The sequence below is a fragment of the Elioraea sp. genome (assembly GCF_022842375.1).
In the GTDB taxonomy this organism is placed as follows: Bacteria; Pseudomonadota; Alphaproteobacteria; order Acetobacterales; family Acetobacteraceae; genus Elioraea_A.
The window spans coordinates 46,962-61,273 of record NZ_JALHPR010000015.1; the positions used below are offsets into that span (position 1 = coordinate 46,962).

Below are 14,312 nucleotides of genomic sequence, written 5' to 3' on the forward strand. Positions count from 1 at the left end.
TGGAGGGAAGCACGGGCAAAAATTCGGCGAAAGTGATGTAACCGCCGGGCCGCGTCGTGCGAAACAGCCGCACCGGGACAGTCGGAGGCGTGCGGGTGGAATCGATCTACTGGGTGATGGCCTGGGCCTGCCACCGCAAGTGCAAGCACTGCTACGAGGACCGGTTCCGCCCCTATGTCCGCGGCGCGCTCGAGGCGGTGCTGGCTGAGGCCGAGCGCAACGCCCCGCGCATCATCGCCAACCTGCCCGAGACCATGACCTATCTCGACATGACCGACCCGCGCGCGGACGGCACACTGCCGCGCAAGGTCGGCCGCGTCATCCTCTCGGGTGGCGAGAGCCTGATGGACCCGGTGCGCGAGCGCGTGACCTACCCCGTGATCGAACAGCTCATGGCAAAGTACCGCGATGCCGGCGGCGTGAAGATCGTGGTGCAGACGACGGGCGACCTGCTGACGCCGGAGATCGTCGATGACCTGCTGGCGCGCGGCGTCTGGATGATCTCCGTCGCCTCGATCGACGATTATCACGTGGGGCTCGAGGGTGAGGCGAAGCAGAAGGCCTTCATCGCGAAGCTCACCGCGATGTTCGAGGCAGCCGGCATGAGCGAGAGCGGCATCGCCTCGCACACGCGCAAATGGCTCGACGAGCCCGGGCCGCTGTTCTCCTTCTTCGGCGCGAGCCCGGATGCGTGGATCGGCAAGATCTGGCCACGCGGCCGCGGCTGGGCGAACGGGCTTTCGACCGCGACGATCGCGGACAATTTCTGCGCCCGCTGGTCGGGTGCCGCGAACTTCCTCAACCACGGCTATTCGGGGTCCGAGGTGAGCATCGAGCCTGATGGCGCGGTCTATCCCTGCTGCCTCAAAACGAAACTGCCGATCGGCAACCTGACCGAGGAAGGGCTGATCGAGATCCTCGACAGCCTGGCGGGTGATGCGGTGTACGAGGCGCTGAACGCTGGCCAGCCGCAGCGCATGGGGCTTGCCGATGGATGGTCCATCGAGACCTTCCTCGAGAAGTCCCGCACCACCGATCCGAAGGGCAAGCCGTATGCGAACCTTTGCATCGGCTGCGACCGCTTCCACGAGGAGGTTCTCGCGCCCCGCATCGAGGCTGCCGCCGCGCGGCGCCGCAAGCTGAAGGTTGCCGCGGAATGATCGCGCGCCGCACGCTGCTCGCCTCCGCCGCCGCGCTGCCATTCGCGGCGAAGGCAGCGACCCCCGATCATCCGCTGCTCCGCCGGCCCTGGGCCGACGTGGTCGCCGCCGCGCGCGGGCAGACCGTGTTCTGGAACGCCTGGGGTGGGGATGACCGCACCAACGGCTTCATCGCCTGGGCGAATGATCGCGTGACGGAACGTTACGGATTCCGCATCCAGCACGTGCGCCTGCGCGACACGGCGGAGGCCGTCGCCCGCGTCGTCGCGGAGAAGGCGGCGGGGCGGACCGAGGGCGGGTCGGTCGACCTCATCTGGATCAACGGGCCGAACTTCCTGGCGATGAAGGATGCCGGCCTGCTGTTCGGCCCGTTCGTCGACCGCCTGCCGAACGCGCGGCTGATCGACCGCGAGGGCAAGCCCGCGACCGTGACCGACTTCACCGTGCCGGTCGATGGCCTCGCCTCTCCGTGGCGGATGGCGCAGATCGTCTATGTGTACGACAGCGCAACGGTGAAGGATCCGCCGCGCACCATCCCCGCCATGCTCGCCTGGGCGCGCGCCAACCCGGGCCGCCTTGCCCACCCGACGGTGCGAAACTTCCTGGGCGCGACCTTCCTCAAGCAGGCCCTCTACGAGCTCACGCCCGACCCGTCGCTGCTGGCCAGGCCCGTCACCGATGACGGGTTCGGCCCCGCCACCGCGCCGCTCTGGGCCTGGTATGACGCGCTCCGCCCGCATCTCTGGCGCCAGGGGCGGCAGTTCCCCGAGAACGGGCCAGCGCAGCGCACGCTGATGAACGATGGCGAGATCGACATCATGATCTCGTTCAACCCGTCGGAAGCCTCGACCGCGATCGCCAACGGCCAGCTGCCGCCCAGCGTGCGCACCTACGTTCTCGCGGGCGGAACGATCGGCAATGCGAGTTTCGTTGCCATCCCGTTCAACGCCGCGCACCAGGCAGCCGCGATGGTGCTGGCCGATTTCCTGCTGAGCCCGGAGGCGCAGGCGCATGGGCAGGACCCGCGCGTGATGGGCAATTTCACCGTCCTCGCGCTCGATCGGCTGGCACCGGAGGATCGCGCGCGGTTCGAGCGCCTGCCGCGCGGGGCAGCAACGCTCACCAACGCCGAGCTCGGCCGCCCGCTGCCGGAGCCGCACCCCTCCTGGATGACGCGGATCACGGCGGAATGGGAACGCAGGGTCTCGCGCTGAGCCAGCCAGCGCGGCACGCAGCGCCGGTGCTGCGTGCCGTGCCGGCCGTGACGCTCGCCCTTTTCCTGGGGCCGATCGCGGCCGGGCTCGGGGGAACACTGGCACCGGCCTTCGGCTGGCTTCCCGCGATCGGCGGCGAGGCGATCACACTGGCCCCCTGGCACGCGCTGTTCTCCACACCTGGCTTCACCGCGACCCTGCGCGTGACCATCACCACCGGCTTCACGGCGACCTTGCTCTCGCTCGGCATCGTGGTGCTGTTCTGTGCGTCCTGCCACGGCACCGCGCTGTTCCGCCGCACCCAGGCGATGCTGGCACCGATGCTGGCGACGCCGCACGCGGCCCTTGCCATCGGCTTCGCGTTCCTCGCCGCCCCCTCCGGCATGGTGGCGCGCCTGCTCTCGCCCTGGGCCACGGGCTGGATGCGCCCGCCCGATATCGGCACGGTGAATGATGCGGCGGGTTTCGCGCTCATCGCCGGGCTGATGCTGAAGGAAGTACCGTATCTCCTGCTCGTCACCTTCGCCGCGCTGAACCAGGTGAAGGCAGCACCGTTGATGCGCGCGGCCCGCACCCTCGGCTACGGCCCCGTCACGGGCTGGCTGAAGGTGGTGTATCCGCTCGTCCATCCGCAGATCAGGCTGCCGGTCTACGCGGTTCTCGCCTTCAGCCTCTCGGTCGTCGATGTCGCGATGATCCTCGGCCCCGGCAATCCACCGACGCTCGCGGTCCTCGTCGTCCGTTGGTTCTCCGACCGTGACCTCGCGATGTGGTTTCCGGCGAGCGCCGGTGCGCTGCTGCTTGCGGCGATCGTCCTGGGATCGATCCTGCTCTGGCGCCTGGGCGAGGGAGCGGTCGCGCGCACGCTGCGGCCGTGGCTCACCGGTGGGGCACGCGGCGGCAGCGGCGCGGCGCTCGCCGGCGCGATGACCGGTGCGCTGTCCATCACCCTCGCCCTGTCGCTCGCCGCCGTCCTCGTCCTCGCCCTCTGGTCCTTCGCCGGCCCCTGGCGCTTCCCCGATGCGCTGCCGCGAACATTCACGCTCGCGACCTGGGCGGGACAGGTGCAGGAGCTTGCACATCCGGCCCGCACCACGCTCATGGTCGGTGCGGCAGCGACCGTGATCGCACTTGCGCTCGCGCTGCTCTGCCTCGAGGCGGAGCAACGTTTCGGCCTCGCACCGGGGCGGACGGCGCTGTGGCTTCTCTACCTGCCGCTGCTGCTGCCGCAGGTGGCGTTCCTGTTCGGGCTCCAGGTGCTGCTGGTGCGCGCCGGCATCGATGGCACGCATGGCGCCGTCATCTGGGCGCATCTGCTGTTCGTGCTGCCCTACGTGTTCCTCACGCTCGCCGATCCGTGGCGGGCGATCGACCCGCGGCTCGCGCGAAACGCGGCCTCCCTGGGTGCGGGGCCGTGGCGCGTGTTCCTCGCGGTGAAGCTGCCGGTGATGCTGCGCCCGATCCTGATCGCTGCCGGGATCGGCTTCGCCGTCAGCGCGGGCCAGTACCTGCCGACGCTGTTCGCAGGCGCTGGCAGGATCACCACGTTGACGACCGAGGCCGTGACGCTCGCCGGCGGCTCCGATCGCCGCATCGTCGGCGCCTATGCGCTCGTGCAGGCATTGCTGCCGCTCGCGGTCTACGCCGCCGCCATAGCAACGCCAGCAATCGCCTGGCGCAACCGCCGGGGGCTTGCGGTCGCATGAGGGGGCTTTCACTTCGCGGCGCTGCCGTGACGCTGGGTGAGCGTGCGCTCGTCGGCCCGCTCGACCTCACCGTTGCCCCCGGAGCGGTCGTGACGCTGATGGGTCCTTCCGGGTCCGGAAAGTCGAGCCTGCTGGCGTGGATCTGCGGCACGCTCGACCCGGCCTTTCGCGCGGAGGGCCAGGTCACTGTGAACGGGGCGGACGTCACCGCCCTTCCCGCGCACCGGCGGCGCATCGGCATCCTGTTTCAGGATGACATGCTGTTTCCGCACCTCTCCGTCGGCGGCAACCTCGCCTTCGGCCTGCCGCCAGGGCTTTCGCGTGGCGAGCGGCGTGCGCGCATCGCCGCGGCCCTCGCAGATGCCGAACTTGCCGGCTTCGAGGGGCGTGACCCGGCAACGCTCTCGGGCGGGCAGCGCGCGCGCATCGCGCTCATGCGCACCCTGCTCGCGGGCCCCCAGGCGCTGCTGCTCGACGAGCCGTTCGGCAGGCTCGACGTCGCTCTGCGCGATCGGATGCGTCGTTTCGTCTTCGAACGCACGCGGCAACTCAGCCTGCCGGTGCTGATGGTCACGCACGACCCTGACGATGCCGCAGCCGCATCAGGCCCGGTGCTGCACCTGCTCGCTGGCGGCGCGGTACGGCGCGAGATCCCGGATGAAGGAGTCCCCGATGCGCTTCCTGCCTGAGCGCCCTCGCACCACCCTGCCCGATCCGCGCGACCCTGGCGTGACGCTGGCCGATGTGGAGCGTGCGATCCGCGTGCTGCACCCCGTGCCGCACCTGACGCCGGAGCAGGCGGAGGGGCTGATCGCCGAGGGCAGTGCCGCGCTGTTCGACGTGCGCGCACACGCCGAGTTCGCCGAGGGCCACCTGCCGGGGGCTGTGCGCGTCGACCCAGCGGTACCGCCCGCACGCTTCGCCGCCGCGCACGGGCCTGACTGTACCGGCCGCGTCGTGCTGTTCGCCTGCTCGGTGGGCTTGCGCAGTGCGCGGTTGGCAGAGGCCGTCGCCGGCGCCATCGTGCCCTACCGGCCACTCGGTGTGGCGAACCTCTCCGGCGGGCTGTTCCGCTGGGTCGCCGAGCGTCGGCGCCCTGCCCTTCCCGCACTCCATCCGTTCGATGCTGCGTGGGCGACGCTGCTTGGGCGTACAATCGCCGCCGCGGCGGAGTAGCAGCGGAAGGCGGCGCTCGAGATCGAACTGCTGCACCAGAAGATCGACCTGCCGCGCGAGCGTGAGCTGATCGCCCTCACCGCCCTGCTGCGCGACGTGCTCGCGCGGCTGGAGGCGCGGGAAGGACCGGAAGCTCAGTCCAGCGTCTGATCCTCGAGCGCGGTGCGGGCGAGCGCGAGTGCGGTGTCGAACGCCTCCTCCAGGCTCGGGTTCACGCCGCGGCAGCCGGCCGCGACCGCATCCGCCCAGTCGAGATAGTCGCGCTTGCGGGCAAGGTCCCACGAGGGCGGCGGGCTCACCGTGATGGCGCGCAGGTTCGCCGCCTTGTCGGCGAGCTTCACCATCCGCGCCGCCTCGCTCTTCTTCGTCGCCGTCTCGACCTGCCGCCGCTTCCGCTCCGCCTTCGGCAGCGTCTTGTCGTCGGTCACCTCGACGACGATGGCAGCGACCTCGGCGCCGAACCGCTCGGCGAGCTCACGCTCCGTCACCGGGCGGCCGACCGTGTCGCCATCCTCGATCGTATCGTGCAGCAGGCCGGCGAGGATGGCCGGGACCGGCGCGCCGGCGGCGGCGAGCGCGGCGGCAACCTCGATCACGTGGTTCACGTAGGGTTCCTGCGCAGCGCCCTTGCGGCGCTGGTGGGTGTGCACCTCGGCCGCGAACGCGGTCGCGCGGAGCACCAGGGCTTCGTTGCTTTCTGTCATGCGCACACTCTATGCGGCGGACGCGCGACGCGACAGGATGGATGGTGATGACCACGACCGTTCTTGTCGCAGGCGCCGGCCCCGTCGGGCTCACCGCCGCACTCGCCCTCCACCGCGCCGGCATCGGCGTACGCGTGCTCGAGAAGCGCCCCGCGCTGACCGCCGCGAGCCGCGCGAGCACCTTCCACCCCTCCACGCTTGGCATCCTCGCCAGGCTCGGCGTTGCCGACGCGCTGCTGCCGCGTGGCCGTCGTGTCGATGCGCTCGCCTGGCTCAGCCCCGGGCGCGGGGCGGATGCGGTGATGCCGATGCACCACCTCGCCGCCCGCACGGCGTTTCCCTTCCGCCTCCACGCCGAGCAGGCGGAGCTGACGCCGCTCCTGCTCGCCGCCCTTCCTCCCGGAACGGTGTCGTTCGGCGCCGAGGCGATCGCCGCGACACAGGACGGCAACGGCGTGACGCTGGTGACGGCCGATGGCAACGAACATCGCGGCAGCCTCGCGATCGCCGCCGATGGTGCGCACAGCGCGCTGCGCACAGCGGCGGGCATCGCCGTCGAGACGGCACCCTATGGCCACCGCGTGCTCAGGCTGATGACGACGCTGCCGCTCGACGCCCTCGTCCCCGGGCTTGCGGGCGCGGGCATCGCCTATGTGCATGATGGGCCCGACAGCATCAGCCTTCTGGCCATGCCCGGGCTCTGGCGCATCATCATCCGCGTGCCAGCGAGCGTCGCCGATGAGGCGGCATTGAGCCCGGCATTCTTCGCTCCCATCCTGCGCCGCTTCCTGCCCTCGCTGCCCGCCGAGCTTCCGCTCGCGTCCGCCGATGTCTACGGCGTTGCCCGCGGCATCGCGGCGCGGATGCGGGCCGGCAGGATCCTCGTCATCGGCGATGCGGCGCATGTCACGAACACGCGCGGCGGCATGAACATGAATGCCGGCATCCATGACGCGGCGACGCTCGCGGCAACGATCGCCTCCGGCAACGATGCGCTGCTCGATGCGTGGGAAGCCGCGCGGCTGCGCGTGACGGCCGAGGTGCTGCTCGCCCGCACCGACCGTGCCGTCGCCTCCGCCACCGCATGGCGTGACGAGGCGGTCGCGGCCACGGCCGACCCGGCGCGCGCCGATGCCTGGCTGGTCGCTGCCGCGATGCTCGACACCTGCGATGCGGGAGCGCCGCCGTGACGCCGCGCTTCGTGCCCGCCCATCGCGCGGGGCTTCTCGTCCCCTCCGCCAACCCGGCGGTGGAACCAGAGTTCCGCGCCCTGATGCCCGACGCGGTCGCGCTGCACGCGACGCGGCTGCCGGTCATGCCCGGCACCACGCTGGCGGAGCGCAACGCCGCCTATCTCGAGAGCTTCGCGCCAGGGCTCGCGAGCTTCGGCGAACTGCCGATCGAAGCAGCCGCCGTCGCGCTCACGGGCGCGAGCTATGCGATGACGCCGGATGAGGACGAGGCCTTCGCCACGCGGCTCGGCGGCATCCGCGGCATCCCCGTCGTGCTGGCGAGCCGGGCCATCGCCGCTGCCATCACGGCCCTGGGCGCGCGCGAGATCGTGCTGTTCTCGCCCTATCCCGACTGGCTCTCGGCCCGCGCCGCTGCCTACTGGCGCGCCGCTGGACTGACGGTGACCGAAATCAGCGTCAGCGACGGAACGTTCCGTGCCTATGAGATGACGGCCGAGGAGGTTACGGACGGACTAGCACGCGTTCCCGATCGCGCGGGCGTTCCCGTCATCCTCAGCGGTACCGGCATGCCCACGCTCGATGCCATCGCAGGCTCGCTCGCGCGCAAGGGCCCGGTGATCTCCTCGAACGTGGCCACCGCCTGGGCGTTCACCCGCGCCCTCGGCCTGCCGCCCTCGCCCGTGCTCGCGTCTCTCGCGCCGGCGCTCGTCACCCGACCTTGACGAGCAGCTTGCCGAAATTCTTCCCCGCCAGAAGGCCGATGAACGCCGCCGGTGCGTTCTCGATGCCGCTCACCACGTCCTCGCGGTAGCGCAGCTTCCCGGCCCGGATGAGCGGCACCGCCACCGCCCGCCATTCCGGCAGGCGCTGCCAGCTGTCGGAGACGATGAAGCCCTGGATGCGCAGGCGCTTGCGCACCGCCGACATGAGGTTGGGCCCTGGTTGCGGTACCGGATCGTTGTATTCGGCGATCATCCCGCACATCACCATGCGCGCGAAATCGCGGAGCCGCGGGAACACAGCGCGCTGCACGGCGCCACCAACATTCTCCCAGTAGACGTCGATGCCATCGGGGCAGGCAGCGTCGAGCGCCTGGGGGAAATCGCCGTCGCGATGGTCGAGGCAGGCATCGAAGCCGAGCTCGCCCGTGACGTAGGCGCATTTCTCAGCCCCGCCCGCGATGCCGATGACGCGCGCCCCCGCCGCCTTGGCGATCTGCCCCGCGACCGCCCCCACCGCCCCGGACGCAGCCGAGATCACCACCGTCTCGCCCCGCTTCGGCTGGCCGATGTCGCTCATCCCCACATGCGCGGTCAGCCCGGGCATGCCGAGGATGCCGAGGGCCGTCTGCACCGGCGCCTCGGCCGCGTCGAGCTTCATCAGCCCCTTCGCCGGCGCGACGGACCATTCCTGCCAGCCATACGCGCCGAGCACGACATCGCCAGGCGAAAGGGCCGGATCATTGCTCGCCTCGACGCGGGCAACGGCACGGCATTCCATCACCGCCCCGATCGCCACGGGGGCGGCGTAGCTTTTCGCGGCACTCATCCGCCCGCGCTGGTAGGGGTCGAGCGAGAGGAACAGGTGTCGCAGCAGCACCTCGCCAGCACCCGGCGCGGGGATGGGCGTGCGCGCGATCGCGAAGTCGTCCTGCCGCACCACCCCCTCTGGCCGGCGGGCGAGCAGCACCTGCGTGTTCACGGCCTCGGGCATCGGGCTCTCTCCTCGTCAGGGTGACCAGGCGATTGGCGGCAGGCGCATCAGCGGGATGCGTGCTGCCGTCAGCGTCCTGTCCTCGATCGCGATCGGGATCTCGACGATGCGCTCGCCCCCACCCTCCGGCTGGCGCGAGGCGGCGTTGAGCGCAAGGCGGGTGAGAGAGGCCTGGCCGCGGCCGATGAGCCCTGCCGCGACGAACCGGTCGAGCGCGGGGCCATAGCCGGCAAGCCGAGCCGTCGCCGCGCCCACCGGCTGCAATGCGCGGTCGAGCGTCATGGTCGCTGCCGCCTGCACCGTGAGCGGCCCCCAGGCGAGGGAGAGGCGGTCGAGCGTCAGCCGCCCGTCGCCATCGCGCCAGGCCCTGAGCGCCCGCGCCGTGCCGCCCGCGGCAGGCAGGCGGCCGCGGAGCGTGAGCTCAGCCGAGAGCGACGCGATGCGCGACCCCAGCGGCCATTGCGATTCCGGCGGCGGCAGCACGATGCCGGCGAGGTCGAGCTGCGCGCGCGACGCGTCGGTCGGCAGGGTCGCGCGAAGCTCCGCGATCGCAAGCGGTCCTTGCGGCAGGGCGAGCACCACCTCACGGCCCGTGATCACGGGTGCGGCGGCGTTGCCGAGCGGCACGATGGCGCGGAGCGCAGCGGCCGTGATGGGAACCGGCGCCTCCTGCCCGACCGCGATGGAACAGGGGCAGCTGATCTCCCCCACCACCTCGCGGGGCTTGCGCGGCGACAGAACGAGGTCGATCGCGCGCGCCTCGGCCCGCATGGGCACGGCGCTTCCGCCGGGGGCGACCACGACGCCGGCATAGCGGAAGCCGGGAACGACGAGCCGCGCCTCGACCGGATAGCCGGCGCGGCGCGGTTCCCCGAACGCGACGGTGGCGCCTGCCTGCGCCTGGCCCGCCGCCCAGGCATCGACCTCGGTCGCGAGCCTGCCGGTTGCCGCCCACCAGAGGGCGCCGTGCGCTGCCACGAGGGTGGCAACGACGGCACCGCCGATGAGCCCCCAGCATCGCGTCACCGCGGGCTTATCCACACGCGCACGGCACCGTCCCGCGCGCTCGGCCGCGCATCGTGATCAACGCTGAAACCGGCCGAAATCCTGGCCTGATCCCTGCCTGATGAGGGGGTTGCGCCCTCGCCTTCATGTGACGGTCAAGCTCACCCGCCCCGTGGCCCCACAGAGTTGTCCACAAGCACAGGGAGAAGTGCATCGCTCGCCTCCTCGATCGTGGCCACAAGCCGTGCCTCGAATCCCGCCCGGTCGAGCCCGGGCGGGATCGGCGGCAGCACGGCGATCGTGATCGTTCCCGGCCGCTTGAGGAACGCACGTCTCGGCCAGCACACCCCGGAATCGGTCGCCACCGGCACGACCGGCATCCGGGACCGCGCGTAGAGGGCGCTGATCCCCGGCTGGTAAGGGTGCGCAGCGGTCGTGCCGGGCTCCGCAGGGACGCGGGTTCCCTGCGGGAAGATCACCACCTGCCGCCCCGCGGCGAGTGCTGCCGCCGCGCCACGCAGCAGGCCTCGCATGGCCGACGCGCCGGCGCCACGGTCGACGGCGATCATCCCCGCACGGCGGCTGAACCAGCCGTAGAAGGGAATGGCGAGAAGCTCCGCCTTCATCACGTAGGCGGTCGCCGGCAGCAGCGCGAACCAGATGAGGGTGTCGAAGGCCGACTGGTGCTTCGCCGCGACCAGCGCCGGGCCCGATGCCGGCAGGTGCTCCGCGCCCGTCACCTTCACGGTGACGCCCGCGAGCACCCTGAGCAGCACCACCACCCCGCGCGCCCAGAAGCGCTGGACGGCCATCACCCGTTCCGGCGGCAGCAGCAGCACGGGCGAGAGCAGCACGAGGCACCCGGCCGTCAACACGAAGAAAGCGAGGTTGAAGAGGACCGAGCGGACCAGGACCATGGCCCGTCAGCCGTTGCGGCCGGGCGGCGCCTTGCGCGGCTCGCGCGAGAGGTTGCGCGCGGCGAGGTCCTCGAGATAGCGGGCCCAGCGAGTCTCGTGTTCCGCGCCCAGGGTGCGGAGGTAGTCCCACGCATAGATTCCGGTGTCGTGCAGGTCGTCGAACACGATCCTGATCGCGTAGTTGCCCACCGGCTCGACGCTCATGATCCCGACATGCCGCCGCCCCCAGACCAGCACCTTCTGGTCGGGCGCGTGGCCCTGCACCTCGGCCGACGGGCTTTCGACGCGAAGATACTCGGCGGGCAGGGTGTAGCTCAGCCCATCGTCGAAGGTGACGACGAGCGCCTTCTCGGCGCGCTTGACCCTGATCTCGGTTGGCGTCGCCATTCAGCCAGCCTGCTGCCCGGCCTCGTCCAGCCGCCCAGCGTCGTCCAGCCGTCTTGCCTCGTCGGCGAGCATGATGGGGATGCCGTCGCGGATCGGGTAGGCAAGGCCCGCCTGGTCGCTGATGAGCTCCCCCCGGGCGCGGTCGTAGCGGAGCGGCCCCTTGGTGAGCGGGCAGACGAGGATTTCGAGCAGCCGCGGGTCCACCGGTGCGGCGGCCATCGCGTTCTCCGGTGTCGCTGTCATGACAGTCGCGCCCCTCCTTCATCAGGCCCACCATGCGCGCCGATCTCGACGAGGGCGAGCAGCATGTCGGCCCGGTCCTGGATCGACGGCGCCTCGAGCAGCGCCTGCTTCTCGCGCGGCTCGAACGGGCAGACCATCGCCAGCGTGGTGATCAGCATCGCATCCGGCGTCTCGCGCACGGCATCCCAGTTCGCATCGATGCGGTTGGCGCGGAAATACGCCTTCAGCGAGTCCTCCAGCCGCTCGCGGTCCAGAATGGGGCGGATCGTGGCGTCGAGATCGCCCAGGAATGCCGCATAATCCGCCCGCACGCGGCGATAGCCGTGGCGCATCGGCAGGTCCTGCGCGACCGTGAAGCGTATGACGCCGGTCAGCGTGACCAGCAGCCTGCCGTCATCGGTCTCGCTGAACGAGGAGACGCGCCCAAGGCAGCCGACGCGATAGAGAGCCGGGCCCGAGGCCCCGGCCTGGTCGGCGGCGTTTGGCTGGATCATGCCGAACATCCGCCCATGAGCCAGGCTGTCCTCGATCATCGCGAGATAGCGCGGCTCGAAGATGTTGAGCGGCAGCCGGCCGAAGGGCAGCAGCAGGGCGCCGGTCAGCGGAAAGACCGCGATCTCTGCCGGCAGCGTCGCCGCTTCCGGAAGCCAGGCATCAGCCGTCATCGCGTATCCTTCCTGCGCCGCCATCGCGGCCGTTCAGCTGAACAGCAGCGTCGAGAGGCGGCGGCGTGCAGCCACCGTCACCTCGTCCGTCAGGCCCCAGGCCTCGAAGAACTTGAGAAGCTGGAGGCGGGCGGCATCGTCGTTCCACCCCTTTTGGGCTTTCATGATCTGGAGCAGCTGATCAGCCGCATCCTCGCGCCGGCTGATGCCGTTCAGCGCCACGGCATAGTCGAACCGAGCGGCATGGTCGCCGGCATCGGCGGCAAGACGTGCCTGCAGCGCCGTGATCCGGCCCTGCGCCTCGCGCCCCTTCGCGGTGACCTCGAGGGCGGACTTCACACCCTGCACCTCGGCATGGCTCTCGACATTGGCGGGCAGCGAGGCGACGAGCGCGGCGGCCTCCTGCTCGCGGCCAAGCGCGATCAGGGCGCGGCCGAGCAGGCCGATGGCCTCGGCATTCTCCGGCGCCTCGGCGAGTACGGCCTGGAGGATCTCGGCTGCCTCATCATGGCGACCCTCGGCAGCTGCCTCCTTGGCGGCCGCCATCAGGTCCTCGGTCGGCATCGTGCCGCCGGCCATCTGCACCACCTGCTCGATGACCTGGCGCACCTGGCTCTCGGGCAGCGCGCCCTGGAACAGCGGCACGAGCTGCCCCTGCACGACGGCAACCACCGTCGGCACCGACTGAACCCGAAGCCCCTGCTGGGCCAGCATGGCGATCAGGCGGGGGTTCTTGTCGATGTCGATCTTGGCGAGCCTGACGCGGCCGCCCGCCCCGCGCACGACCTTCTCGAGCACGGGGGTGAGCTGCTTGCAGGGGCCGCACCACGTCGCCCAGAAATCGACGACGACGGGCACCTGCTGGCTCGCCTGGATCACGTCGGCCATGAAGCTGGCCTCGGTGACGTCGATCACTGGATCGGGGGCGTCGCTGGCGGCATGGCCCGCACCGATGAGACCGGATTCGGGTGTCGCGGCAGGCTTCCCGGACCCGACGCCTGCACCTTGAGGGGTAGCGCCTTGGGGTTTCGGCGGGTCGAAGATGATTTCCATCGGCCTTCTCTCGTCCTTCGTGCCCCCGCTCGGCCGGGGGTCGGGATTGCCCATAACATGCGTACGGATGGGACGCGAACAAGGGCAGCCCTGCCCGGGCGCCCGACCCTCAGCCGGCGGCCTCGGCCAGCCCGGCGAGATCGGCGAGATCGGCGATCAGTGGCACGTGGCCGGTGGCGGCAAGAAAGCGGGGAAATTCGGCAGCCGCGATGGCGGTGGTCGCGCGGTTGGTCAGCGGATGGGCGGTGATGCGCCCCTCCGCCGTGGCAAGGGCCCCATCGAGGATGAAGCCGACGCGCCCGCCCCTGCCTGCCCCGGCCCTGTCGTTGACCAGCGCAAAGGGCGTGACGGAGCCGGGCGTGACGCCCAGGCAGTGCATCAGCTCCTCGGCGGCGGCGAAGCTCATCCGCGGCAGGCCGAGGCTGCGCGCGAGCGCACCGATCGGCACGCGCCTGTGTTCGAGAAGGGTGGCAAGCCAGAACCGCCCGTCACGGTCCTTCAGGAACAGGTTCTTCACATGCGCGCCAGGCAGGCGCTCATGGATCGCGGCCGCCTTGCTCTCGGCGACCGTGAAGACCGGGTCGTGCCAGATCGTCTCATGCGCGATGCCGATGGCGCTGAGCCAGGCAAGGAAGGCGTCAGGGGTCATGAGGCCGGCCATGGGTGTGTTCTCCGGCCTTAACGAAGCATACGCAATCACCGGCGCACATTCCCGCCCACCGATTTTCCGCGCACGGAGTTCCCCCGATGTCCCAGCCAGCAGAGGCCCAAGTAGCGGTTGTGCCCACCGCCGAGGTATCGCCCGGGACGCAGCGCACCTGCCTCGTGGTCGATGACAGCCGCGTGGTCAGGCGCATCGCCCGCGGCATCCTCGAGGCGCAGGGCTTCGCGATCGTCGAGGCAGAGGACGGGCAGAAGGCGCTCGAGGCCGTCCGGGCCGAGATGCCGCATGCCATTTTGCTCGACTGGAACATGCCGGTGATGAACGGCATCGAATTCCTGCGCGCGCTGAAGAGCGAGTTCGGCGACACCGCTGCCCCGGTCGTGTTCTGCACCACCGAGAACGAGATGAGTTTCATCCTCGAAGCGATGGGCGCTGGTGCCACCGAATACATCATGAAGCCGTTCGACGCCGAAATCCTCGCCTCCAAGTTCGAGCAGGCCGGCCTTCTGTGA

At 70.7% G+C, this 14,312-nt stretch carries 17 protein-coding genes; 8 read left to right on the forward strand and 9 right to left on the reverse strand.

Features of this window, described 5'->3' with window-relative positions; translation table 11 throughout:
• Positions 1-95 precede the first annotated feature (95 nt).
• Genes Q0C38_RS13725 through Q0C38_RS13745 form a run of 5 tightly spaced genes read left to right on the forward strand, consistent with a single transcriptional unit; the run spans position 96 to position 5,256 of the window.
• Positions 96-1,160: a radical SAM/SPASM domain-containing protein gene (locus Q0C38_RS13725; RefSeq protein WP_291297670.1), complete on the forward strand. Its 1,065-nt coding sequence runs from the start codon at positions 96-98 to the stop codon at positions 1,158-1,160.
• Positions 1,157-2,374, forward strand: coding sequence for an ABC transporter substrate-binding protein (locus Q0C38_RS13730; protein WP_291297671.1), 1,218 nt, complete (start codon positions 1,157-1,159; stop codon positions 2,372-2,374). Before Q0C38_RS13725 ends, Q0C38_RS13730 begins: the two co-directional genes overlap by 4 nt.
• Positions 2,350-4,080, forward strand: a complete 1,731-nt coding sequence (locus Q0C38_RS13735) for an ABC transporter permease (RefSeq protein ID WP_291297672.1) — start codon at positions 2,350-2,352, stop codon at positions 4,078-4,080. Before Q0C38_RS13730 ends, Q0C38_RS13735 begins: the two co-directional genes overlap by 25 nt.
• Positions 4,077-4,769 (forward strand): ATP-binding cassette domain-containing protein, encoded by a 693-nt coding sequence (locus Q0C38_RS13740; RefSeq protein WP_291297673.1) that lies wholly within the window; start codon positions 4,077-4,079, stop codon positions 4,767-4,769. Before Q0C38_RS13735 ends, Q0C38_RS13740 begins: the two co-directional genes overlap by 4 nt.
• On the forward strand, positions 4,753-5,256 hold the full coding sequence (locus tag Q0C38_RS13745) for a rhodanese-like domain-containing protein (protein WP_291297674.1): 504 nt from the start codon (positions 4,753-4,755) through the stop codon (positions 5,254-5,256). Before Q0C38_RS13740 ends, Q0C38_RS13745 begins: the two co-directional genes overlap by 17 nt.
• Before the next feature lie 134 nt (positions 5,257-5,390).
• Here the strand turns inward: Q0C38_RS13745 and Q0C38_RS13750 are convergent, their stop codons facing one another.
• Positions 5,391-5,960 carry an HD domain-containing protein gene (locus Q0C38_RS13750; protein WP_291297675.1) on the reverse strand — a complete coding sequence of 190 codons (570 nt, stop codon included), beginning with the start codon at positions 5,958-5,960 and terminating at the stop codon, positions 5,391-5,393.
• 47 nt (positions 5,961-6,007) lie between these two features.
• Between Q0C38_RS13750 and Q0C38_RS13755 the strand changes: the two genes are divergently transcribed.
• Together Q0C38_RS13755 and Q0C38_RS13760 are read left to right on the forward strand one after the other, a co-directional pair.
• On the forward strand, positions 6,008-7,150 hold the full coding sequence (locus Q0C38_RS13755) for an NAD(P)/FAD-dependent oxidoreductase (RefSeq protein ID WP_291297676.1): 1,143 nt from the start codon (positions 6,008-6,010) through the stop codon (positions 7,148-7,150).
• Positions 7,147-7,875: a hypothetical protein gene (locus Q0C38_RS13760; protein WP_291297677.1), complete on the forward strand. Its 729-nt coding sequence runs from the start codon at positions 7,147-7,149 to the stop codon at positions 7,873-7,875. The genes Q0C38_RS13755 and Q0C38_RS13760 overlap by 4 nt, the downstream gene beginning before the upstream one ends.
• On the opposite strand, the gene Q0C38_RS13765 is transcribed toward Q0C38_RS13760, so the two are convergent.
• The 8 genes from Q0C38_RS13765 to Q0C38_RS13800 form a co-directional block, all read right to left on the reverse strand.
• Positions 7,862-8,866 carry an NADP-dependent oxidoreductase gene (locus tag Q0C38_RS13765; RefSeq protein ID WP_291297678.1) on the reverse strand — a complete coding sequence of 335 codons (1,005 nt, stop codon included), beginning with the start codon at positions 8,864-8,866 and terminating at the stop codon, positions 7,862-7,864. The two genes, Q0C38_RS13760 and Q0C38_RS13765, sit on opposite strands and share 14 nt — an antisense overlap.
• A 15-nt stretch (positions 8,867-8,881) precedes the next feature.
• On the reverse strand, positions 8,882-9,892 hold the full coding sequence (locus Q0C38_RS13770) for a DUF2125 domain-containing protein (protein WP_291297679.1): 1,011 nt from the start codon (positions 9,890-9,892) through the stop codon (positions 8,882-8,884).
• 140 nt (positions 9,893-10,032) lie between these two features.
• Positions 10,033-10,788: a 1-acyl-sn-glycerol-3-phosphate acyltransferase gene (locus tag Q0C38_RS13775; protein WP_291297680.1), complete on the reverse strand. Its 756-nt coding sequence runs from the start codon at positions 10,786-10,788 to the stop codon at positions 10,033-10,035.
• 6 nt (positions 10,789-10,794) lie between these two features.
• Positions 10,795-11,175: a DUF971 domain-containing protein gene (locus Q0C38_RS13780; protein ID WP_291297681.1), complete on the reverse strand. Its 381-nt coding sequence runs from the start codon at positions 11,173-11,175 to the stop codon at positions 10,795-10,797.
• Positions 11,176-11,418, reverse strand: coding sequence for a Trm112 family protein (locus Q0C38_RS13785; RefSeq protein WP_408870030.1), 243 nt, complete (start codon positions 11,416-11,418; stop codon positions 11,176-11,178). It abuts the gene before it with no gap.
• Positions 11,415-12,083 carry an LON peptidase substrate-binding domain-containing protein gene (locus tag Q0C38_RS13790; protein ID WP_291297682.1) on the reverse strand — a complete coding sequence of 223 codons (669 nt, stop codon included), beginning with the start codon at positions 12,081-12,083 and terminating at the stop codon, positions 11,415-11,417. Before Q0C38_RS13790 ends, Q0C38_RS13785 begins: the two co-directional genes overlap by 4 nt.
• Positions 12,084-12,116: 33 nt before the next feature.
• Complete coding sequence (locus tag Q0C38_RS13795; protein WP_291297683.1) at positions 12,117-12,998, reverse strand: co-chaperone YbbN; 882 nt, start codon at positions 12,996-12,998, stop codon at positions 12,117-12,119.
• A 247-nt stretch (positions 12,999-13,245) separates the two neighbouring features.
• Positions 13,246-13,797, reverse strand: coding sequence for a prolyl-tRNA synthetase associated domain-containing protein (locus tag Q0C38_RS13800; protein WP_291297684.1), 552 nt, complete (start codon positions 13,795-13,797; stop codon positions 13,246-13,248).
• A gap of 86 nt (positions 13,798-13,883) precedes the next feature.
• On the opposite strand from Q0C38_RS13800, the gene Q0C38_RS13805 reads away from it, so the two are divergent.
• Positions 13,884-14,312 carry a response regulator gene (locus Q0C38_RS13805; protein ID WP_291297685.1) on the forward strand — a complete coding sequence of 143 codons (429 nt, stop codon included), beginning with the start codon at positions 13,884-13,886 and terminating at the stop codon, positions 14,310-14,312.